The organism is Pseudomonas marginalis, from assembly GCF_024169655.1.
Taxonomy (GTDB): domain Bacteria; phylum Pseudomonadota; class Gammaproteobacteria; order Pseudomonadales; family Pseudomonadaceae; genus Aquipseudomonas; species Aquipseudomonas paraveronii.
In genome coordinates this window covers 4,187,235-4,205,844 of record NZ_JALJWV010000001.1, presented here as the reverse complement: position 1 = coordinate 4,205,844, position 18,610 = coordinate 4,187,235, and the positions used below count along the sequence as shown (strand labels likewise).

Here is an 18,610-nt window from a genome sequence, read left to right as displayed (position 1 = left end):
AGCAAAGACCCTGGTCGAAAGACCGGGGTTTTTTGTGTCTGCGATTTGGCTCTGGTCAGCCGGTTTTTGCAGGCCTCCTCGGAGCTGGCTTGCCTGCGATGGCATCGACTCGGCCTCGTCATGAGTCCGCCGCGTCGGCATCCCAGGCAGGCGGTCCAATCAGAACCCCAGCTTATCCCGCAGCCCGTAATACCAGGCGCCCATTGCGGCAAACGGCGTGCGCAATAGCTGTCCGCCCGGGAATGGGTAGTGCGGCAGGTCGGCAAACGCATCAAAACGCTCTGCCTGGCCTCGAAGGGCCTCCGCCAGTACTTTGCCCGCCAGGTGCGTGTACGTCACGCCGTGGCCGCTGCAGCCTTGGGAGTAATAGATGTTGTCGCCCAGGCGACCGACTTGCGGCAAGCGCGACAGGGTCAGTAGGAAATTGCCTGTCCAGGCGTAATCGATCTTTACGTCCTTGAGTTGCGGGAAAGCCTTGAGCATTTTTGGGCGGATGATCGCTTCGATATTCGCCGGGTCCCGCGCGCCATACACCACGCCGCCGCCGAAGATCAGGCGCTTGTCGCTGGTAAGGCGGTAGTAGTCGAGTAGGTAGTTGCAGTCTTCGACGCAGTAGTCTTGCGGCAATAGGGTCTTGGCCAGCTCATCCCCCAGCGGCGCGGTGGTGATCACTTGTGTGCCGCACGGCATCGACTTGGCCGCCAGCTCTGGCACGAGGTTCCCCAGGTAGGCATTGCCGGCGACGATGATGAACTTCGCCCGGACCTTGCCCTCGGCGGTGTGGACCACCGGGTTGGCGCCGCGCTCGATGCGCACTGCCGCCGACTGCTCATAAATCGTACCGCCGAGGGACTCCACGGCTGCCGCTTCGCCCAGTGCCAGGTTAAGCGGGTGAATATGCCCGCCGCTCATGTCCAGCAGGCCGCCGATGTAATTGTCACAGGCCACCACCTCGCGGATGCGCCGTTCATCCAGCAACTCCAGCTGCGTATGGCCGTAACGCTCCCACAGGCGCTTCTGCGACTCCAAGTGGTCCATGTGCTTGCTGTTCAGTGCGGCAAATACCCCGCCGTCCTTCAGGTCGCACTGGATCTGGTACTTGGCCACCCGCTCGCGAATGATCTTGCCGCCCTCAAACGCCATTTGCCCCAGCAGTTGCGCCTGCTTCGGCCCGACACTGCGCTCGATCACATCGATATCGCGGCTGTAGCTGTTGACGATCTGCCCACCATTGCGGCCTGACGCGCCAAACCCCACCTTTGCCGCCTCCAGGACCGTCACGCGAAAACCGTTCTCCAGCAGAAACAGCGCACTGGAGAGGCCGGTGTAGCCGGCACCAATCACGCAAACATCCGTTTCGACTTCACCTTGCAGTACTGGTCGAGGCGCAACCGCATTCGCGGACGCGGCGTAATACGACTGGGGGTAGGGCGTGTTCGCCATCCTGGAACCTCTGTTTTATATTTTTTACGAGTGCCCGGATCCTACCTGAGTTGAAAATTGCCTGCCAGCCGCCCAAAAAATACGGATGTACTGACCGAAAATAAAAAATTCGCATATTCATAGGGTTAGCTGCAAAAAAGATGTTGACAGCCCTCCGGAATTCCGTAGAATGCCGCCTCACAGCAGGCACGTAGCTCAGTTGGTTAGAGCACCACCTTGACATGGTGGGGGTCGTTGGTTCGAGTCCAATCGCGCCTACCAAACAAAATCCGCTCTGCTGGGCGGTCTAGAAGGGCTCACCGAAAGGTGAGCCCTTTTTTGTTGCCTGGAATTTTTGGCACAGCTTCGCCCCACCCCGTTCACGGCGGACGGTGAGGCGGGCGATCAGAAGAAAAGCTGAGCCACCGCTAGCAGGCAGATGATTTGGACGAGCATTTGGCAGAGAATCTCGCCATTGAACGTTTCCATATGCATTTGTCCGGCGTACATAGGGGTTTGCCTCCCTGTCGGTAACATTGCCGTGGGCAGCGGTGCACGAACCGCGCAGCTGCTTTGTTGAGTGTAGTGGCTGAATAAGAATCTTCACGCTGAGCCGACACAAGGCAATCACTCACAAAATTTATTGGTTTGCAGCACCAATTTTTCTTGTTGGACACCTCCCGCCCCCAGGCAGCAAAGTTGCCGCCATCGACGCTCGACCTTCCAGGTCAACAATAAAAAACCGAGCCGACTGCACGCCACTGTCCTGCTGTGAACCCTTTGTTCACATCCTGCTGTCATTGGCGCCGCAGCGCGCATTAAAGGACCTCACCGCCATGCAAACTGTTGTGAACTTATGGCCGCTGATCGGCGTGCTTGTGATCGTGGTTGGCTTTGTCTTGCGCTTCAATCCGCTCTTGGTGGTCACCGCCGCCGCCATCGCCACCGGGTTGGCTGCCCATTTCCCGCTAGAAAAAATCCTCGCGACCATGGGCGATGGTTTCCTTCAGACTCGCGCCCTGCAATTGATCCTGTTATTGCCCCTGGCGGTGATCGGCTTGCTGGAACGCCATGGCTTGCGCCTGCATGCGCAGAACTGGATCGCGCGTTTTGAGCGGGCCACGGTCGGGCGCTTGCTGATTATCTACCTGTTTGTGCGCGAGTCGACGGCGGCCATGGGGCTGACCAGTCTCGGCGGGCATCCGCAGATGGTGCGACCGCTGCTGGCACCAATGGCTGAAGGTGCGGCGGAAAAACGCTACGGCAAACTGCCGGACAAGGTGCGTCACAAGGTGTTGGCGATGTGTGCCGCCACCGATAACGTTGGGCTGTTTTTTGGCGAAGACATCTTTGTCGCGTTTGGTGCGATTGCGTTGATGCACACCTTCCTGCTGGGTTTGGGGATTGATGTGGAGCCACTGCACATCGCGGTGTGGGGCATTCCCACGGCGATCTGCGCCTTCATTATTCACGCGGTCCGCCTGCATCGGTTCGATCGACGATTGACCCGTGAGATGACTGCCGTCGCCACGCCAGTGGAGGCCGCGCAATGATCATTTCCATTCAATACTTGTACTGGCTGGCCGGTGTGTTGCTGCTGATCACTGCGGGCATGATCCTGCTCGATCGCAGCCACCCCAAGCGCTGGTCCAGCGCGTTGTTCTGGTTGTTGTTCGCCATTCCGTTCCTGGTGGGGGAGCGCTTGCCGTCGGTGGCGATCGGCGCGGGCGTGGTGGTCATGGCGTTGATCGCCGGTTTGGGTGGCGTGGGGCGTGGCACCCATGCCCAATTGCACGACAAGGCGTCCCGAGCGAGTGCCGGTCGCCTGGGCCACAAGTTGTTTATCCCGGCGCTGGCGATTCCCCTGGCTACGGTGATTGGCTCGGTCTTGCTCAAGCACACCGAGATCGGCGGCGTACCGTTGTTGGACCCGAAAAACACCACGTTCGTCTCGCTGGGGATCGGCTGCCTGATTGCCCTGGGCCTGGCCTGCTGGCTGACTCGCGATACGCCGGTGCAAGCCTTGCGCGAATCCCGTCGCCTCACCGAGGCCCTGGGTTGGGCCATGGTGTTGCCGCAGATGCTGGCAATGCTCGGGCTGCTGTTCAACGAGGCTGGAGTCGGCACTGCGGTTGCCCACGTCACCACCACTTACATCAACCTGGATTTCAAGTTGGTGGCGGTGATGGTTTACGTGCTGGGCATGGCGCTGTTTACGGTAATCATGGGTAACGGTTTCGCCGCGTTTCCGGTGATGACCGGCGGCGTCGGCGTGCCGGTGCTGGTCGGCATCTACGGTGGCAACCCGGCGGTGATGGCGGCGATCGGCATGTTTTCCGGCTATTGCGGTACGCTGATGACCCCGATGGCGGCCAACTACAATATCGTGCCGGCAGCGTTGCTGGAACTGCCGGACAAAAACGCGGTGATCAAGGCGCAGGTGCCGACCGCGTTGATGATGCTGGTGGTCAATATTGTCCTGCTTTATCTGTTGATGTGAGGTCAGGATGCACACCTTACTGCTGGCGTTTACAAGCGCCGAGGTGATCCGTAGATTGCATCGGGTCTATTTTTGTCGCCGCCTACAAGGAAGCCACGCCGTGCCCATCCCTGGTCCTGCTGTATTTGCCCAGCGTTACCGCGCCTTCCTGTTCGATATGGACGGCACCTTGCTCAACTCCATTGCGGCTGCAGAACGGGTGTGGAGTATCTGGGCTGAACGTCATGGCCTGGATGTGGCGGCGTTCCTGGCCACCATTCATGGCGCCCGCGCGATCGATACGATCAAGCGTCAGGCGCTGCCTGGAGTCGACCCTGAGGCTGAGGCGCAATGGATCACCGAGGCTGAGCTGAATGATGTCGAGGGTGTCGTGGCGATTCCCGGCGCCGTTGCGTTCTTGAGCGGTGTGCCCGGTGATCAATGGGGGTTGGTGACGTCCGCTCCCAGGGAGTTGGCGCTACGGCGCCTGCAGGCGGCTGGCATCAGTCCGCCGGCGGTGTGGGTGACGGCCGAGGATGTCGACAACGGCAAGCCCGACCCCGCCTGCTATGTGCTCGCCGCGCAGCGTCTGGGTGTCGCGGCCCAGGACTGCCTGGTATTTGAAGATGCAACGGTGGGGATTCGAGCGGGGGAGGCGGCGGGCGCGGATGTGATGGTCGTGACTTCGACGCACCAGACCCTCATGGTGACGGCGCATGCTTCGATCGACGGGTATGAACAGTTTCAGGTGCAGCGCGACGCTGAAGGCTTGCTGCGCGTCGAGCGCCGAATGGATTGAGAGGAAAGGCTGCGCCCTCTACCGGCCCTGGCCTTCTTCGCAAGTGCTGGGTGCGCCGGGCATCTGCAACGGATAACTTTTCACACCCCGGCGCGATAGCACCATTTCCCTGAGTATCTCGTTGGCAAGTCGGGCAATCGCTGCTTCGCCGCGATAGTGCGCGCGCACGATGCCGGTGATCGTGAAGTGGTCGGTGTTCGGGCCGCTGAGAATGGCTGAAAGGGTGCCGTCAGTATGCAATGTGCAGGCGACCTTATAGCTGGGTAAGCGTGATGCCAGTGCAGATTCGATTTGGGATTTGCTCAGGGTGTCCATTGGCTTCAGCGCCTTTCAACTGACCGGGCAAGGGCAAGCATAGGTGCTGGGGCGGGACTGTAAATACCGGCGATCTGATAGCGAGGCATTGGCGATCAGCGTGCAGTTCTCCGATGTCCCCCCAGAGCCGCGCGCTGGCACATTTTGCGCTGGACGGTTTTCTGGATTGGCTTGAGGCAGAATACAAACAGGTAGCCGCCGAGCAACAGCGTCAAGTCCAGCCACGAGGGTACATCGGTGACGTAGATGCCTTTGATTTCGAATCTCAAACCGCATTCCAATCCCGCAAAGACGAACCCGATGAGCAGGGCGATCATCCAGGAACGGGCGGCAAAGGGTCGCTTCGTGGTAGGCCTCATCGATGTGCTCCTGAGTGCACTCGTATGGCGGAAGAGGGTTTCACGAGATTCGGCCGCGAATCATGCAACAAGTTCCGGGCGTGATGACAGTTTCATCTTTCAGCGACGATGAAGGGGCGGGACACGCTGAGCGCGAAAAGAACGCGAGCAGGTCAAAAGGGTTTTCGCCAGCCGTTACAGTGAACGAAAAGGCTGGCTACTGAAGGCGCTTCAAGGCGTCTGGTTTTTATCTGGCGCCGTTAGGCCAGCCTGGATGCGCTGGTAAATCTCCTCGCGATGCACGGCAACATCCTTAGGTGCATTGATGCCGATTCTTACTTGCTGGCCGCTGACGCCCAGAATGGTGATCGTAATGTCATCACCGATGTTTATGCTTTCACCAACTTTACGGGTGAGTATCAGCATGGACTTCTCCTTGATTACCTTTAAGGACACATGATTCAGACAGGGCAGGTGTCGGATGTGTGTAGCTTACTGCTAAGCGCTTCCCTGTGACTGCCTCTTTTAGGACGCATAGAGGCGACATTAATTCCCATGGCGTCATCATACAGGTCTGCGATACATGATTCGCATTGTTTAAGCCAACGTTTATGACCGCCAGAATAGACAGTGGATGATAAAGTTGCCTCTTTATCCTTAAAGGAGCAGGGCAGTGCGTAAAGTAGCGATGGCAATGGCGGTGTTGGCATTGGCCGGTTGCGGTGAAGGCAAGCGTGTCGAAGAGCCCAAGGCGAAGCCGGCCGTGACTGAAAGCCAGCCGCAAATCGGTGCGATTGCCGCCCAGGAATGGGACGTGCGCGTAGGCCCGCCGGACCACAAGCTGCAGGCGATCACCGACCTGACCGCCTGGTTGCTGGAGCATGGTTTCAATTTTTATATCGTGAAGGAAGACGGCAAGGACGTGGTGCTGTTGGGGCCATTTCCTACCCGGGCCGAGGCTGAAGCCAAGCAGGCCCTGCTTACGGAAAAGCTGGCCCGCGCCAAGAAAAACGATACCGAGTCGCAGGTCATCGAACACAAGGTCGCGCAGTAACTGGCAGATTGAGCGGGGAAATGCCGATTTTTCCCGCTCGTTTTCAGCCGCAGGCTTTCAGATTCACCGGGCCGACGAACTCATTCCCACGCCCCATCACACAGGCCACCGTCTGATTGCGCTGGCGCTCCCAGGCCTGCACCGGATAGGTCTTGTTCCAGGCTTCGTACAGTTGACGATCCTGTTTCGACAGGCGCAAGCCGTATTGTTTGCTCATGTAAAAATACGTCCGTGCGATCATCCCGCGAATGGACGGGCGCGGCATGACCTTCTTGGCCTTGAAGTCGACCTGGGTCAGGCATGAGCCGTACTGTCCACTTTGCACCGGCAGCCAGCCAAAACTGAAGTTGTTCCGGTCGCCATTGACCTCGCCGATGCTCGGCACGAGGTTGTGCAGGTCGGCTTCGGCGCGTTTGAACACGTCGTCATGCCGCGTACAGTTCTTACGCCCGCCATTCTGCCAGCACTGGCGCTGATGCCCGATCTGCCAGGCCGGCACGATATGTTCCCATTCGATGCGCGCGGCGCGGTTAGCGTTTTTGCGTGGGATGTAGCCGCAGGCTTTCAGGTCCACGCGGTTGCCCGTGTATTTGCAGCCGCAATAGAACTCGGTGGATTGCGGTGCGTAGAGCTTCCAGGCGATTTTCTTGGCTTCGCTGAACGTTCGGGGCGCTTGGGCATGGGCGGTGACGGCAAAAAACAGGCAAAAAAACACAGCAGTAAAACGGACACTCATTGAATCAATCTTCCTTCGGCACAACCCAGAAAATCTGCACGCCACCGTCGTCCCGGTGAGCGAGTGTGACGTTGTCGTTCTCCGCAATTTCTTCCAGCAAGCGTTGCCATTCGTCCTCCGGCTCATCCGGCAGACGGAAGATCAAGGCCGCCTTGGCTTTCTGGGCGTTGGTCGAATTGATGATTTTTTGCACACGAAGGGCCAGGCGTTCATAGGCGTCAGGCGGGGTTGGCACTGCGGAAGAGGATTTTGCCACGGCGGATTCCTTAATAAGCTGTACGTGCATACAGTATTTGACTGTGGGCGATTTCGCAACTGCTTAAAACTCAGCGCACTCGTCTGACAGCGATTCAGGCGAATTGATGTAGGGCGGGGAGGTGGGTAGCGAGGGGTCTACGGGGAAGCAGGGGCGAGCGAATCCGCCCCTGCACAGGTGTCACCAGGAATCAGTATTCCCAGAACATCCGTTGCAGCTCTTTGCTGTCCTGAGTCTTGGTCAGGGCAACCATCGCCAGGATCCGCGCTTTCTGCGGATTCAGGTCATGGGCAGCCACCCAGTCATACTTGTCGTCAGGCTGTTCGGCGTTGCGCAGCACGAAACCGCCGGCATTCACGTGGGAGGAGCGAATGATTTGCACGCCTTGCTTACGCAGTTCCTGCAGAGCCGGGACGACCTTGGAGGACACCGAACCGTTGCCAGTGCCTGCATAGATGATTGCTTTGGCGCCGGCCTGGGCCAGGGCCTTGGCGGCAGTGTCGCTCACGTTGCCGTAACCGTAGGCGATTTCGACGTCAGGCAGGCTCTTGATGGTCTTGATGTCGAATTCAGAATCCATGGTGTGGCGCTTGGCCGGCAGGCGGAACCAGTAGGATTTGCCTTCAACCACCATGCCCAACGGGCCCCATGGGCTCTTGAATGCTTCGGTCTTGATGTTGATCATCTTGCTGACATCGCGACCCGATTGGATCTCGTCGTTCATGGTCACCAGCACGCCCTTGCCGCGGGCATCCTTGCTGCCAGCGACGGCGACGGCGTTGTACAGGTTGAGCATGCCGTCTGCCGACATGGCGGTGCCTGGGCGCATGGACCCGACTACAACGATGGGCTTGTCGGTTTTTTCCACGAGGTTCAGGAAGTAAGCGGTTTCTTCCAGGGTGTCGGTGCCGTGGGTGATCACGATGCCGTCGACGTCCTTGCTGTCAGCCAGTTCGGCGACGCGGCGACCCAGTTGCAGCAGGTTTTCGTTGTTGATGCTTTCGGACGCAATTTGCATCACTTGCTCGCCACGCACATTGGCGACCTGGCTAAGCTCCGGAACACCGGCGATCAATTGCTCGATGCCGACTTTGGCTGCCTGGTAGGTGGCGCTGTTAGCGGCGCTGGCGCCGGCACCGGCAATGGTGCCGCCGGTGGCGAGGATCACCACGTTGGAGAGTTTGGTTTTGGTTTCGACGTCTTTTGCCTGAGCGGCAACAGGGAACAGCAGCAGAAGGGCTAGGGCGCCCGGAACAATGGTCTTCAATGCAGATTTCATTATTTTTCTCTCTGGTTTTTGATGAGTGCGGTAGCAAGTTCATCTAGAGCGCTCGAGCGGTTCTGAACGCATCGAGGTGCTGGGAGGGAGCAGGATTTGTACCAGCCTGAAACTGCCGGTCGTTATTATTTAACCTACTGATTTTATTGGTATTTAATTCGCATTTAGAGTGGTTTTTCTAAACGATTGTCCGGCTTTCCGAACAAAAGGCGGGTGTTGCGTTCGGTTGTCCGAAAATAATGACGAGATAGTCGCGTGCGGTGTATGTCATCGACGTCACGGCCTGTCGTTTTAGAAAACGATCCGGCGGCGGCGATGTTTAATAACCCAGCGTGACAGGCGAGAGAGTAAGGGCTAGAGGGCTTGGAGGGCGTGCGGTTTTCTTCCGTTGACAAATCCCGACAAGGTTCTCATAGTTTGATTAACGCAAACGTTTGCGAGATGTTTCACGGGGGCACCCTGAACCTCTTGAAAGTTCGTATCAGCCGCCCGGGTGGGAGGGCTGCCGAAGTGCTCTTCGGTGCAAGCGTTGCTCCCAATAATCATAAGATCGGAGTGAACCCATGAAGCTGCCATTCGCTGGACGTCTTCTTGCTGTCGCTGTGCTTGCCGCCGCATCTGCTGCGCTGCCTTTCTCTTCTGCATTCGCTGATGACGCCGCCGCCAAACCCAAGGTCGGCCTGGTGATGAAGTCCCTTGCCAATGAATTCTTCGTCACCATGCTAGAAGGCGCGAAGGACTACCAGAAGTCCCACGCCGCGGACTTCGACATGATCAGCAACGGTATCAAGAACGAAACCGATACCAGCGCGCAGATCGATATCGTCAACCAGATGATCCTCGCCAAAGTGAACGCCATCGTCATCGCGCCGGCTGACTCCAAGGCATTGGTCACCGTGCTGAAAAAAGCCTCCGATGCCGGCATTAAGGTCGTCAATATCGACAACCGCCTGGACCCGGGCGTGCTGAAAAGCAAAAACCTCGATATTCCCTTCGTCGGCCCGGACAACCGCAAGGGCTCCAAGCTGGTGGGTGATTACCTGGCCAAGCAACTGGCTGCAGGTGACAAGGTCGGCATCATCGAAGGGGTACCGACCACCACCAACGCGCAGCAGCGCACTGCAGGCTACAAGGATGCGATGGACGCGGCTGGCATGAAGATCGTCTCCACCCAATCCGGCAACTGGGAAATCGACCAAGGCCAGAAAGTCGCCTCTGCGATGCTGAGCGAATATCCGGACCTCAAGGCACTGTTGGCCGGTAACGACAACATGGCCCTGGGCGCTGTCTCCGCAGTGCGCGCGGCAGGCAAGGCCGGTAAGGTGCTGGTCGTGGGCTACGACAACATCGAAGCGATCAAGCCGATGCTGCAGGACGGCCGAGTCCTGGCGACAGCCGACCAGGCTGCCGCACAGCAGGCCGTGTTTGGTATCCAGAACGCGCTCAAGCTGGTCAAGGGTGAGAAGGTAGAGGCTCAAGACGGCGCGATCGAAACCCCGGTCGAACTCGTCCTCAAGAAGTAATCCTGGCTGCACCCAACAGCGTCCGCTCACCCTGAGCGGGCGCCTGGAGATTTTCCTATGTCATCTTCCGCCCCGAACGCTGTCCTCTCGGTCAGCGGTATCGGTAAGACCTATGCCCAGCCAGTTCTATCCGACATCACCCTGACGCTCAATCGCGGGGAAGTGCTGGCGCTGACCGGTGAAAACGGCGCAGGCAAAAGTACCTTGTCGAAGATCATCGGCGGGCTGGTCACACCGACCACCGGGCACATGCAGTTCAACGGTCAGGACTACCGCCCCGGCAGCCGCACCCAGGCCGAAGAGCTGGGCGTGCGCATGGTCATGCAGGAACTCAACCTGCTGCCGACGCTGACCGTGGCCGAAAACCTGTTCCTGGACAACCTGCCCAGCCACTGTGGCTGGATCAGCCGCAAGCAACTGCGCAGCGCGGCGATCGAAGCGATGGCCCAGGTTGGCCTGGATGCGATCGATCCGGACACGCTGGTTGGCAGCCTGGGCATCGGCCATCAGCAAATGGTCGAGATCGCCCGTAACCTGATCGGCGACTGCCATGTGCTGATTCTCGACGAGCCCACGGCGATGTTGACCGCCCGTGAAGTCGAGATGCTGTTTGAGCAAATCACCCGCCTGCAGGCCAGGGGCGTGGCGATCATTTATATTTCGCATCGGCTCGAAGAGTTGGCCCGTGTCGCCCAACGCATTGCGGTACTGCGTGACGGCAAACTGGTCTGCGTCGAGCCGATGGCCAATTACAACAGCGAGCAACTGGTGACCTTGATGGTCGGTCGCGAGCTGGGCGAACACATTGACCTGGGGCCACGTACCATCGGCGGCCCGGCCTTGACGGTAAAAGGACTGACCCGCGCCGACAAAGTCCGCGACGTCTCCTTTGACGTGCGTGCCGGCGAGATCTACGGCATCTCCGGCCTGATCGGCGCCGGCCGCACGGAATTGCTGCGCCTGATCTTCGGTGCCGACCTGGCCGACAGCGGCACCGTTGCCCTGGGGTCGCCGGCCCAAGTGGTCAGCATTCGCTCGCCGGTCGACGCGGTGGGTCACGGCATCGCCTTGATCACCGAAGACCGCAAGGGCGAAGGCCTGCTGCTGACGCAATCCATCAGCGCGAATATCGCCTTGGGCAACATGCCGGAAATTTCCGGCGGCGGTGTGGTAAATAGTCGCGACGAAACCGCTCTGGCCAAGCGTCAGATCGATGCCATGCGCATCCGCAGTTCCAGCCCGGCGCAATTGGTGTCCGAACTGTCCGGCGGCAACCAGCAGAAAGTCGTGATTGGTCGCTGGCTGGAGCGCGACTGCTCGGTGATGCTGTTCGATGAGCCGACCCGCGGCATCGACGTGGGTGCCAAGTTCGACATTTATGCGTTGCTCGGTGAATTGACCCGTCAGGGCAAAGCGCTGGTGGTGGTGTCCAGCGACCTGCGTGAGCTGATGTTGATCTGTGACCGCATCGGCGTGCTGTCTGCCGGGCGGTTGATCGAGACCTTCGAGCGCGACAGCTGGACCCAGGATGAATTGCTCGCCGCCGCCTTTGCCGGCTATCAGAAACGTGACGCGCTGCTCAACGACGCAGCGCTTAGGGATGCCCAATGAAAACAACAACTTCGCCCGGTAAAGCGGGTGGTAACTTTTACGGCATGGGCACCTACCTGGGGCTGGCGGGTGCGTTGCTGGCGATGATTGCGCTGTTCTCGGTGCTCAGCGATCACTTCCTGTCCTACGACACTTTCAGCACCCTGGCCAACCAGATCCCGGACCTGATGGTGCTGGCGGTGGGCATGACCTTCATCCTGATCATCGGCGGTATCGACCTGTCGGTGGGCTCGGTGCTGGCCCTGGCGGCGTCGGCGGTCAGCGTGGCGATTCTCAGCTGGGGCTGGAGCGTGTTGCCGGCCGCCGTGCTCGGCATGGGTTGCGCCGCGTTGGCCGGCACCATCACCGGCTCGATCACCGTGGCCTGGCGAATCCCGTCGTTTATTGTGTCTCTCGGCGTGCTGGAAATGGCGCGCGGCGTGGCGTACCAGATGACCGGTTCGCGCACGGCCTATATCGGTGACTCCTTTGCCTGGCTGTCCAACCCGATTGCCTTCGGGATTTCGCCTTCGTTCATCATCGCTTTGCTGGTGATCGTCGCCGCCCAACTGGTGTTGACCCGTACTGTATTCGGCCGTTACTTGATCGGTATCGGTACGAATGAAGAGGCTGTGCGTCTGGCCGGGATCAATCCCAAGCCTTACAAGATCCTGGTGTTTAGTCTGATGGGCCTGCTGGCCGGTGTCGCGGCGCTGTTCCAGATCTCGCGCCTGGAAGCGGCGGACCCGAACGCCGGGTCCGGTCTGGAGCTGCAAGTGATCGCGGCAGTGGTGATCGGTGGCACGAGCCTGATGGGCGGACGCGGCTCGGTGATCAGCACGTTCTTCGGTGTGTTGATTATTTCGGTGCTGGCGGCTGGCCTTGCGCAGATCGGTGCCACGGAACCCACCAAGCGCATCATCACCGGTGCCGTGATCGTGATTGCCGTGGTCCTCGATACCTACCGCAGCCAACGCGCAAGTCGGCGGGGCTGAACCATGGCGACGATTAAGGATGTGGCAGCGCTTGCAGGTATTTCCTACACCACCGTGTCTCATGTAGTGAACAAGACGCGCCCAGTCAGCGAGCCGGTACGCCTCAAGGTGGAAGCCGCGATCAAGCAACTGGACTATGTGCCCAGCGCCGTGGCGCGTTCGCTCAAGGCCAAGACCACCGCCACCATCGGCCTGTTGGTGCCGAACAGCCTCAACCCGTATTTCGCCGAGCTGGCCCGGGGTATCGAGGACTATTGCGAGCGCAACGGCTATTGCGTGATCCTCTGCAACTCCGACGACAACGCGGAAAAACAACGCAGTTACTTGCGGGTGTTGCTGGAGAAGCGCGTCGACGGTTTGATCGTGACCTCGGTGGGCGGCGACGACAGCGGCCTTGCCGCGGGCTTGAGCGCGGTGCGCACGCCTATGGTGATCGTCGACCGGGCGCTGGACGGTATTGATGTCGACCAGGTGCGCATTGATCATGAGCAGGGCGCTTACTTGGCGACCCGACATTTGCTTGAACTGGGCCATCGGGACATCGCCTGCATCGGCGGTCCCGGCCATACCCGCGTGGCGCAAATGCGTCTGGCTGGGTATCACCGGGCTTTGCGCGAGGCGGGCGTCGATGTGGCAGCCAATCGCACCCAGGAAAGTGACTTCACCAGCATCGGCGGTTATGCCGCGGCGGTGAAGTTGCTGTCGGAAAACCCGCCGAGCGCGATTTTCGCCAGCAACGACATGATCGGTTTCGGCGTGTTGCGTGCGGCAGCCGAGCGCAACATCCGCGTGCCGAGCGAATTGTCGGTGATCGGCTTCGATGACATTCAAATGGGCCGTTACGTGTACCCGGCGCTGACCACGGTCGGGCAGTCGATCGTGCAATTGGGCGAGACGGCGGCCGAGTTGTTACTGCGACGAATTGCGACCCCCCAACTGCCGATCGATCAACGCATCGTGACGCCAAGTATTGTCTTGCGTGAGTCGACGGCGCCACTCGCTGGTGTGTTCGCCCAATACCGCTGAACCGAATTGATGAGTACTGATGTATGCCCGCAAAAGTAGTGGTAGTAGGCAGCTTGAATATGGACCTGGTGACCCGTGCCAGTCGGCTGCCCCGCGCCGGTGAAACCCTGATAGGCCAGTCGTTCTCCACCGTCCCCGGTGGCAAGGGCGCCAACCAGGCCGTCGCGTCGGCGCGGCTGGGGGCCGAGGTTGCGATGATCGGTTGCGTCGGCACTGACGCCTACGGCGGCCAATTGCGCGATGCGTTGCTGGTGGAAGGCATCGATTGCCAGGCTGTGAGCCGCGTCGACGGTTCCAGCGGTGTGGCGTTGATTGTGGTGGATGACAGTAGCCAGAATGCGATCGTGATCGTTGCCGGCAGTAACGGCGAGCTGATGCCCGCTTCGTTGCAGGCGGCTGACGCGGTGTTGCAGGCCGCCGACGTAATCGTCTGTCAGCTTGAAGTGCCGCTGGAGACCGTCGGTTATGCGCTCAAGCGCGGGCGTGAACTGGGTAAGACGGTGATCCTCAATCCGGCCCCGGCCAGCGGTCCTTTACCGGCGCAGTGGTACGCCTCGATCGATTATCTGATCCCCAATGAAAACGAAGCCACCGCCCTGAGTGGCGTGACGGTGGACTCCCTGGACAGCGCCAAGCTCGCCGCGATGCAGTTGATCAAGGCCGGCGCCGGTAAAGTCATCATCACCCTCGGTGCTCAGGGCGCACTGTTCAGCGACGGCAAGCGTTTTGAGCATCTGGCGGCGCCAAAGGTCAAGGCGGTGGATACCACGGCTGCCGGTGACACGTTTGTCGGCGGCTTTGCCGCAGCGCTGGCCGATGGCAAAAGCGAAGCCGAGGCTATTCGTTTTGGCCAGGTGGCGGCCGCGCTGTCAGTCACCCGCGCGGGTGCGCAACCCTCCATTCCTACGCTGCACGACGTTCAAGGTTTTGTGTCCTCATGAAAAAGACACCGCTGCTCAATATTGCCCTGTCACGCCTGATCGCCTCCCTTGGTCATGGCGACATCCTGGTTATCGGTGATGCGGGCCTGCCCGTGCCGCCGGGTGTCGAGTTGATCGACCTGGCACTGACCCAGGGCATTCCCGACTTCATCAGCACCTTGCGCGTTGTGCTCAGTGAAATGCAGGTGGAAAACCATGTGCTGGCAGAAGAAATCCTGCTCAAGCAACCGCCGGCACTCAGTGCGCTCAACGCCCTGACCGACCAGGCGGCGCTCGGCGAGCGGCGTCTGGTCAGCCATGAAGCCTTCAAGCAATTGAGTCGCGGTGCGCGTGCCATTGTCCGCACGGGCGAGTGCCAGCCTTATTGCAATATCGCGCTGGTGTCCGGCGTAACGTTCTAGAGTTCCCCAACGACAAGGAGTGTTTTATGCAACGGCGTCTTCCAACCCTGAAAAATCTGTTCCGGAGTGTTCTGCTTTTGTCCGCACTCACCGCAGCGAGCGCCCAAGCGGCGGAAAAAATCGACCTGATCATCGACACCGACCCAGGTGCCGACGATGTAGTGGCCTTGCTGTTTGCGATGGCTTCCCCGGAGGAGTTGAACATTCGGGCGCTGACCACCGTCGCCGGCAATGTGCGCCTGGACAAGACTTCGCGTAACGCGCGCCTGGCCCGTGAGTGGGCAGGGCGTGAGGAGATCCCCGTGTACGCGGGCGCGCCGAAGCCGCTGCTGCGCACGCCGATCTACGCCGAAAATATCCACGGCAAGGAGGGCATCTCCGGTGTCGCCGTACACGAGCCGAAAAAAGGCCTGGCCGAAGGCAATGCCGTTGATTACCTGATCAAGACCCTGAGCACCGCCAAGCCCCACAGCATCACCATCGCCATGCTTGGCCCGCAGACCAACCTGGCGCTGGCGCTGACCCAGGCGCCTGAAATCACCCAAGGTATCAAGGAAGTGGTGGTGATGGGCGGCGCGCACTTCAATGGCGGCAATATCACACCGGTGGCCGAGTTCAACCTGTTCGCCGACCCGGTCGCAGCCGAAATTGTGCTCAAGAGCGGCGTCAAGCTGACCTATCTGCCGTTGGACGTGACCCACAAGGTGCTGACCAGTGAGGCGCGCCTGAAGAAAATCGCCGACATCAAGAACAATGCGAGCAAAGTCGTCGGCGATATTCTCAATGAATACGTAAAGGGCGATATGGAGCACTACGGCATTCCTGGCGGCCCGGTGCACGACGCTACGGTCATCGCGTACCTGCTCAAACCGTCGTTGTTCAGTGGGCGTCAGGCCAATATGGTGGTGGACAGCCGCGAAGGACCGACCTTTGGCCAGACCATCGTCGATTGGTATGACGGCCTGAAGCAGGAAAAGAATGTGTTCTGGGTTGAGAATGGCGACGCCCAGGGCTTTTTCGATCTGCTGACCGAGCGCCTGGCGCGCCTGAAGTAAGGTGATTGCCGGTCGGCGCTCGCCGGCCGGTTCTTATTCGCGCCCGGGGTTGTGTGCGCCCATGTGATTGGCCGGGTATTTCTCGAAAACCTGGCCAATGAACGCTTGTGCGGCCTGGGTGCCCAACTCCTTGACCAGCAGGTCGATACCGATGATCGCCAATTCTTCCGGGCTTCCGGGGCTGTAGGAGCTCTGCCCTTGGGGCCACTTGGCTTTGATGTCGGCTTGGAGCGTTACGGTGGTCATGGGGGACTCGCGAGCAGGAAGTACGGGGTAATGCGCTAAAACGCGGTGCTTACTCCGGCAGTTAAGCATTTTGTACGGCATTTGGCACTGCTACTTATGCATGAGGTACTTCGGAATGGGGCCGGCCGTGTGCGACACTGTCAGCCTGTTTTAATTGCCGGGGAACGCCGCGTGCAGATCGACTTGAACAACCCCGAGAACCTGACACTGAGCGCCGTGCGCCAACTGCTCGCCAGTGCCAGCGACGATGAACACACCCAATTGCGAGTCACCAGGGCCGGTATTGCCTACATCTCCTCCGGCCAGGCCGTCGGGGGAGTCGATATCGATGGGTTGCTGTTTCGCCTGGAAACCTGGGCCAAGGGCTCCGGTTACGTCGGAAATGTGGCCGCCAGCGATGAGGTCTGGGTCACGCAGATTTTCAATGCGTTGAAACAGAATTGGCCAAAACCGCCGTTTGACTACATCGATATCTACTGAATTCGTTCATATCTGGTGACGATTGACCGGGCGAATGCTTGTCCTGAGTCAGGCAGACTTGCCAGCGGGCGATTTACGTCTTGAAACCAATCCGCCTGACTGCTGTCGCACGATCTCTGTCCATTTTTTATCATAGGAGGCTTCATGCCTTGGAAGCTCGCATCATTCGGTACTTTGTTGGCGGCACTCGCGTTGGCGGGTTGCAGCACCCCGGGTACCTCTGAGCCAGCCAAAGACGCCGCCGTGACCGATGCCGGTCATAGCCGCTGTGAGGCGAAGGCCGCCGAGTTCACGATCGGCCAGAAAGCCTCGCCCCAGTTGCTGGAGCAGGCGCGTACCCGTGCCGGTGCGCAGAACGCCCGAATTCTCAAGCCTAACGATATGATCACCCTGGAATACCGTTCCGACCGCCTGAACCTGAACACCGACGACAATCTGGTGATCACCCGGGTCAATTGCGGCTGATAGCCACAGGCTTTTGCAGCGCCCATAAAAAACCCCGTCACATGGACGGGGTTTTTTTAGCTCAGCGGAGAATTACTCGCCGCGAACCTGTGCAGCTTGCATACCCTTTTGGCCTTTCTCAGCCACGAAGGAAACGGTTTGGCCTTCTTTCAGGCTTTTGAAACCGTCGCTTTCGATAGCTTTGAAGTGTACGAACAGGTCGTCACCGCCACCTTGAGGAGTGATGAAGCCGAAGCCTTTTTCATCGTTGAACCATTTAACGGTGCCGGTTTGGCGATTAGACATGGTGTATCTCCAAGAAACATATATTTTCAGTAGTGCTGTGCTGCTCAGGCCAACTGGGCACACTGGGCTATCATAGTCGAAATGTTCGGCTTGGGAGCCCCCCCAAGGCACTGTTTGCTAATCAATAGCCTTGGGTTTAGTCCTTCGGTGGGCTGAAAGCCCCGATCTACGGGGCTTCTGCACGAAATATCAACTGGTAAAAAAAGCCGTAAAAGCTGCGTAATTTGTGCGAAATGGCAGTTTTAAGAGGGTTTTTACTGAAAAACTGCCATCCGAATCGCGGTGATTCTTAGTTTTTCTTCACGACTTTGCAGGACGAAATCGCCGCGACCGCTTTGTTTTTTAGCGCCTGGCTCGCGTTCTGGTTCGTCATGAGTTCCTTGATTTCCGCGGTGCTCAATTCGGCATTGATCTTGTCGGCGCCGCATTCGCAGTGTGCTTTGGCGGTTTTGATGTCCACGTTCTGGCTGGCGGCTGAGCTGCAGTCTTTAACGAACGCGTCCCTGGCGCCCGCAGGCCAGTTCGAAGGGGCTGCTGCGTGTGCGCCAAGGGAGATAAGGGTAAGGGATGCTGCAAGCGCAAAAGTTGAGGAAAAACGCATCATTAAATGCTCCAAAGTCGTGAGGACGAACGGCGATTCTCGATGGATTTGAGGGCCGGCGTACAGCTCAAGTTCACTTTTTCCCCTATAAAGACGGGAATTTGTTATTACCTGCGGCGCTGCGGGCGCGATGACCGTTCATCTGTGCTAGCATCTTGCGCTTGGCTATTTCCGGGCGCGCCAAATGCCGCCTTGCCATGTTCCTTTTTTTCCACTCCAGTCACTCTGGTTCGATCATCGGTTGGCCGAAAGGCTCCTGCCGCTGTAAGGCAGGCGTTCATCACTGAACGGCCTGGTATTGGATCTTGTACTGGCTCATCCCAA

The 18,610-nt window shown here is 59.1% G+C and carries 23 protein-coding genes and 1 tRNA gene; 14 read left to right on the top strand and 10 right to left on the bottom strand.

All coding sequences use genetic code 11. The features are described from left to right. Positions 1-159: 159 nt before the first annotated feature. Complete coding sequence (locus J2Y83_RS19155) at positions 160-1,443, bottom strand: NAD(P)/FAD-dependent oxidoreductase (RefSeq protein WP_253397517.1); 1,284 nt, start codon at positions 1,441-1,443, stop codon at positions 160-162. Positions 1,444-1,627: 184 nt separating this feature from the next. On the opposite strand from J2Y83_RS19155, the gene J2Y83_RS19150 reads away from it, so the two are divergent. The 4 genes from J2Y83_RS19150 (at position 1,628) to J2Y83_RS19135 (ending at position 4,700) form a co-directional block, all read left to right on the top strand. Continuing rightward, positions 1,628-1,704, top strand: a tRNA-Val gene (locus J2Y83_RS19150). Positions 1,705-2,258: 554 nt separating this feature from the next. Further along, positions 2,259-2,975: a DUF969 domain-containing protein gene (locus J2Y83_RS19145; protein WP_247395817.1), complete on the top strand. Its 717-nt coding sequence runs from the start codon at positions 2,259-2,261 to the stop codon at positions 2,973-2,975. Continuing rightward, positions 2,972-3,922 carry a DUF979 domain-containing protein gene (locus J2Y83_RS19140; protein WP_253397515.1) on the top strand — a complete coding sequence of 317 codons (951 nt, stop codon included), beginning with the start codon at positions 2,972-2,974 and terminating at the stop codon, positions 3,920-3,922. Before J2Y83_RS19145 ends, J2Y83_RS19140 begins: the two co-directional genes overlap by 4 nt. A gap of 100 nt (positions 3,923-4,022) precedes the next feature. Next, positions 4,023-4,700: an HAD-IA family hydrolase gene (locus J2Y83_RS19135; protein ID WP_253397513.1), complete on the top strand. Its 678-nt coding sequence runs from the start codon at positions 4,023-4,025 to the stop codon at positions 4,698-4,700. Positions 4,701-4,718: 18 nt separating this feature from the next. Here J2Y83_RS19135 and J2Y83_RS19130 read toward each other — a convergent pair whose 3' ends face one another. The 3 genes from J2Y83_RS19130 to csrA all read right to left on the bottom strand — a co-directional run bounded on the left by J2Y83_RS19130 (position 4,719) and on the right by csrA (position 5,779). Further along, positions 4,719-5,015 (bottom strand): hypothetical protein, encoded by a 297-nt coding sequence (locus tag J2Y83_RS19130; RefSeq protein ID WP_253397511.1) that lies wholly within the window; start codon positions 5,013-5,015, stop codon positions 4,719-4,721. Between the two features lie 95 nt (positions 5,016-5,110). After that, positions 5,111-5,374: a hypothetical protein gene (locus J2Y83_RS19125; protein ID WP_253397509.1), complete on the bottom strand. Its 264-nt coding sequence runs from the start codon at positions 5,372-5,374 to the stop codon at positions 5,111-5,113. A gap of 210 nt (positions 5,375-5,584) precedes the next feature. Further along, positions 5,585-5,779 (bottom strand): carbon storage regulator CsrA, encoded by a 195-nt coding sequence (csrA, locus tag J2Y83_RS19120; RefSeq protein ID WP_003192511.1) that lies wholly within the window; start codon positions 5,777-5,779, stop codon positions 5,585-5,587. 247 nt (positions 5,780-6,026) lie between these two features. Here csrA and J2Y83_RS19115 point away from each other — a divergent pair, with 247 nt between their 5' ends. Beyond that, the gene (locus J2Y83_RS19115; RefSeq protein WP_253397507.1) at positions 6,027-6,407 is read left to right on the top strand and encodes an SPOR domain-containing protein; all 381 of its coding nucleotides are present in this window, start codon (positions 6,027-6,029) and stop codon (positions 6,405-6,407) included. Positions 6,408-6,450: 43 nt separating this feature from the next. Here the strand turns inward: J2Y83_RS19115 and J2Y83_RS19110 are convergent, their stop codons facing one another. The 3 genes from J2Y83_RS19110 to J2Y83_RS19100 form a co-directional block, all read right to left on the bottom strand. Further along, positions 6,451-7,143, bottom strand: a complete 693-nt coding sequence (locus J2Y83_RS19110) for an endonuclease (RefSeq protein WP_253397505.1) — start codon at positions 7,141-7,143, stop codon at positions 6,451-6,453. Positions 7,144-7,147: 4 nt separating this feature from the next. Continuing rightward, positions 7,148-7,399 (bottom strand): DUF1654 domain-containing protein, encoded by a 252-nt coding sequence (locus J2Y83_RS19105; RefSeq protein ID WP_247395806.1) that lies wholly within the window; start codon positions 7,397-7,399, stop codon positions 7,148-7,150. A gap of 190 nt (positions 7,400-7,589) precedes the next feature. After that, positions 7,590-8,678 (bottom strand): asparaginase, encoded by a 1,089-nt coding sequence (locus tag J2Y83_RS19100; protein WP_253397503.1) that lies wholly within the window; start codon positions 8,676-8,678, stop codon positions 7,590-7,592. 563 nt (positions 8,679-9,241) lie between these two features. Here J2Y83_RS19100 and J2Y83_RS19095 point away from each other — a divergent pair. Genes J2Y83_RS19095 through J2Y83_RS19065 form a run of 7 tightly spaced genes read left to right on the top strand, consistent with a single transcriptional unit; the run spans position 9,242 to position 16,209 of the window. Then, on the top strand, positions 9,242-10,201 hold the full coding sequence (locus J2Y83_RS19095) for a sugar ABC transporter substrate-binding protein (protein WP_253397501.1): 960 nt from the start codon (positions 9,242-9,244) through the stop codon (positions 10,199-10,201). Positions 10,202-10,258: 57 nt separating this feature from the next. Further along, positions 10,259-11,812 (top strand): sugar ABC transporter ATP-binding protein, encoded by a 1,554-nt coding sequence (locus J2Y83_RS19090; RefSeq protein ID WP_253397499.1) that lies wholly within the window; start codon positions 10,259-10,261, stop codon positions 11,810-11,812. Then, the gene (locus J2Y83_RS19085) at positions 11,809-12,786 is read left to right on the top strand and encodes an ABC transporter permease (protein WP_247395802.1); all 978 of its coding nucleotides are present in this window, start codon (positions 11,809-11,811) and stop codon (positions 12,784-12,786) included. The genes J2Y83_RS19090 and J2Y83_RS19085 overlap by 4 nt, the downstream gene beginning before the upstream one ends. A gap of 3 nt (positions 12,787-12,789) precedes the next feature. Continuing rightward, on the top strand, positions 12,790-13,812 hold the full coding sequence (locus J2Y83_RS19080) for a LacI family DNA-binding transcriptional regulator (RefSeq protein ID WP_253397497.1): 1,023 nt from the start codon (positions 12,790-12,792) through the stop codon (positions 13,810-13,812). A gap of 23 nt (positions 13,813-13,835) precedes the next feature. Then, complete coding sequence (gene rbsK / locus J2Y83_RS19075; RefSeq protein WP_253397496.1) at positions 13,836-14,753, top strand: ribokinase; 918 nt, start codon at positions 13,836-13,838, stop codon at positions 14,751-14,753. Beyond that, complete coding sequence (rbsD, locus tag J2Y83_RS19070) at positions 14,750-15,154, top strand: D-ribose pyranase (protein WP_247395797.1); 405 nt, start codon at positions 14,750-14,752, stop codon at positions 15,152-15,154. Before rbsK ends, rbsD begins: the two co-directional genes overlap by 4 nt. A gap of 26 nt (positions 15,155-15,180) precedes the next feature. After that, positions 15,181-16,209 carry a nucleoside hydrolase gene (locus J2Y83_RS19065; protein ID WP_253397495.1) on the top strand — a complete coding sequence of 343 codons (1,029 nt, stop codon included), beginning with the start codon at positions 15,181-15,183 and terminating at the stop codon, positions 16,207-16,209. Positions 16,210-16,242: 33 nt separating this feature from the next. Here J2Y83_RS19065 and J2Y83_RS19060 read toward each other — a convergent pair whose 3' ends face one another. Then, a complete protein-coding gene (locus J2Y83_RS19060) occupies positions 16,243-16,455 on the bottom strand; it encodes a hypothetical protein (RefSeq protein WP_247395793.1) in 213 nt (70 codons plus the stop codon). Positions 16,456-16,626: 171 nt separating this feature from the next. Between J2Y83_RS19060 and J2Y83_RS19055 the strand changes: the two genes are divergently transcribed. Together J2Y83_RS19055 and J2Y83_RS19050 are read left to right on the top strand one after the other, a co-directional pair. Then, positions 16,627-16,935 (top strand): hypothetical protein, encoded by a 309-nt coding sequence (locus J2Y83_RS19055; protein ID WP_247395790.1) that lies wholly within the window; start codon positions 16,627-16,629, stop codon positions 16,933-16,935. A gap of 144 nt (positions 16,936-17,079) precedes the next feature. Continuing rightward, positions 17,080-17,400, top strand: coding sequence for an I78 family peptidase inhibitor (locus tag J2Y83_RS19050; RefSeq protein ID WP_017847669.1), 321 nt, complete (start codon positions 17,080-17,082; stop codon positions 17,398-17,400). A 72-nt stretch (positions 17,401-17,472) separates the two neighbouring features. Here J2Y83_RS19050 and J2Y83_RS19045 read toward each other — a convergent pair whose 3' ends face one another. Together J2Y83_RS19045 and J2Y83_RS19040 are read right to left on the bottom strand one after the other, a co-directional pair. After that, positions 17,473-17,685, bottom strand: coding sequence for a cold-shock protein (locus J2Y83_RS19045; protein ID WP_003234260.1), 213 nt, complete (start codon positions 17,683-17,685; stop codon positions 17,473-17,475). A gap of 289 nt (positions 17,686-17,974) precedes the next feature. Continuing rightward, positions 17,975-18,289 carry a hypothetical protein gene (locus J2Y83_RS19040; RefSeq protein WP_253397494.1) on the bottom strand — a complete coding sequence of 105 codons (315 nt, stop codon included), beginning with the start codon at positions 18,287-18,289 and terminating at the stop codon, positions 17,975-17,977. Positions 18,290-18,610 lie beyond the last annotated feature (321 nt).

What these genes read in the sequence shown, in the direction of transcription:
- J2Y83_RS19155 (WP_253397517.1), bottom strand. Translation starts at nt 1,443, where the DNA reads ATGGCGAACACGCCCTACCCCCAGTCGTATTACGCCGCGTCCGCGAAT.
- J2Y83_RS19145 (WP_247395817.1), top strand. Translation starts at nt 2,259, where the DNA reads ATGCAAACTGTTGTGAACTTATGGCCGCTGATCGGCGTGCTTGTGATC.
- J2Y83_RS19140 (WP_253397515.1), top strand. Translation starts at nt 2,972, where the DNA reads ATGATCATTTCCATTCAATACTTGTACTGGCTGGCCGGTGTGTTGCTG.
- J2Y83_RS19130 (WP_253397511.1), bottom strand. Translation starts at nt 5,015, where the DNA reads ATGGACACCCTGAGCAAATCCCAAATCGAATCTGCACTGGCATCACGC.
- J2Y83_RS19125 (WP_253397509.1), bottom strand. Translation starts at nt 5,374, where the DNA reads ATGAGGCCTACCACGAAGCGACCCTTTGCCGCCCGTTCCTGGATGATC.
- csrA (WP_003192511.1), bottom strand. Translation starts at nt 5,779, where the DNA reads ATGCTGATACTCACCCGTAAAGTTGGTGAAAGCATAAACATCGGTGAT.
- J2Y83_RS19110 (WP_253397505.1), bottom strand. Translation starts at nt 7,143, where the DNA reads ATGAGTGTCCGTTTTACTGCTGTGTTTTTTTGCCTGTTTTTTGCCGTC.
- J2Y83_RS19100 (WP_253397503.1), bottom strand. Translation starts at nt 8,678, where the DNA reads ATGAAATCTGCATTGAAGACCATTGTTCCGGGCGCCCTAGCCCTTCTG.
- J2Y83_RS19095 (WP_253397501.1), top strand. Translation starts at nt 9,242, where the DNA reads ATGAAGCTGCCATTCGCTGGACGTCTTCTTGCTGTCGCTGTGCTTGCC.
- J2Y83_RS19090 (WP_253397499.1), top strand. Translation starts at nt 10,259, where the DNA reads ATGTCATCTTCCGCCCCGAACGCTGTCCTCTCGGTCAGCGGTATCGGT.
- J2Y83_RS19085 (WP_247395802.1), top strand. Translation starts at nt 11,809, where the DNA reads ATGAAAACAACAACTTCGCCCGGTAAAGCGGGTGGTAACTTTTACGGC.
- J2Y83_RS19080 (WP_253397497.1), top strand. Translation starts at nt 12,790, where the DNA reads ATGGCGACGATTAAGGATGTGGCAGCGCTTGCAGGTATTTCCTACACC.
- rbsK (WP_253397496.1), top strand. Translation starts at nt 13,836, where the DNA reads ATGCCCGCAAAAGTAGTGGTAGTAGGCAGCTTGAATATGGACCTGGTG.
- rbsD (WP_247395797.1), top strand. Translation starts at nt 14,750, where the DNA reads ATGAAAAAGACACCGCTGCTCAATATTGCCCTGTCACGCCTGATCGCC.
- J2Y83_RS19065 (WP_253397495.1), top strand. Translation starts at nt 15,181, where the DNA reads ATGCAACGGCGTCTTCCAACCCTGAAAAATCTGTTCCGGAGTGTTCTG.
- J2Y83_RS19060 (WP_247395793.1), bottom strand. Translation starts at nt 16,455, where the DNA reads ATGACCACCGTAACGCTCCAAGCCGACATCAAAGCCAAGTGGCCCCAA.
- J2Y83_RS19050 (WP_017847669.1), top strand. Translation starts at nt 17,080, where the DNA reads ATGCCTTGGAAGCTCGCATCATTCGGTACTTTGTTGGCGGCACTCGCG.
- J2Y83_RS19045 (WP_003234260.1), bottom strand. Translation starts at nt 17,685, where the DNA reads ATGTCTAATCGCCAAACCGGCACCGTTAAATGGTTCAACGATGAAAAA.
- J2Y83_RS19040 (WP_253397494.1), bottom strand. Translation starts at nt 18,289, where the DNA reads ATGATGCGTTTTTCCTCAACTTTTGCGCTTGCAGCATCCCTTACCCTT.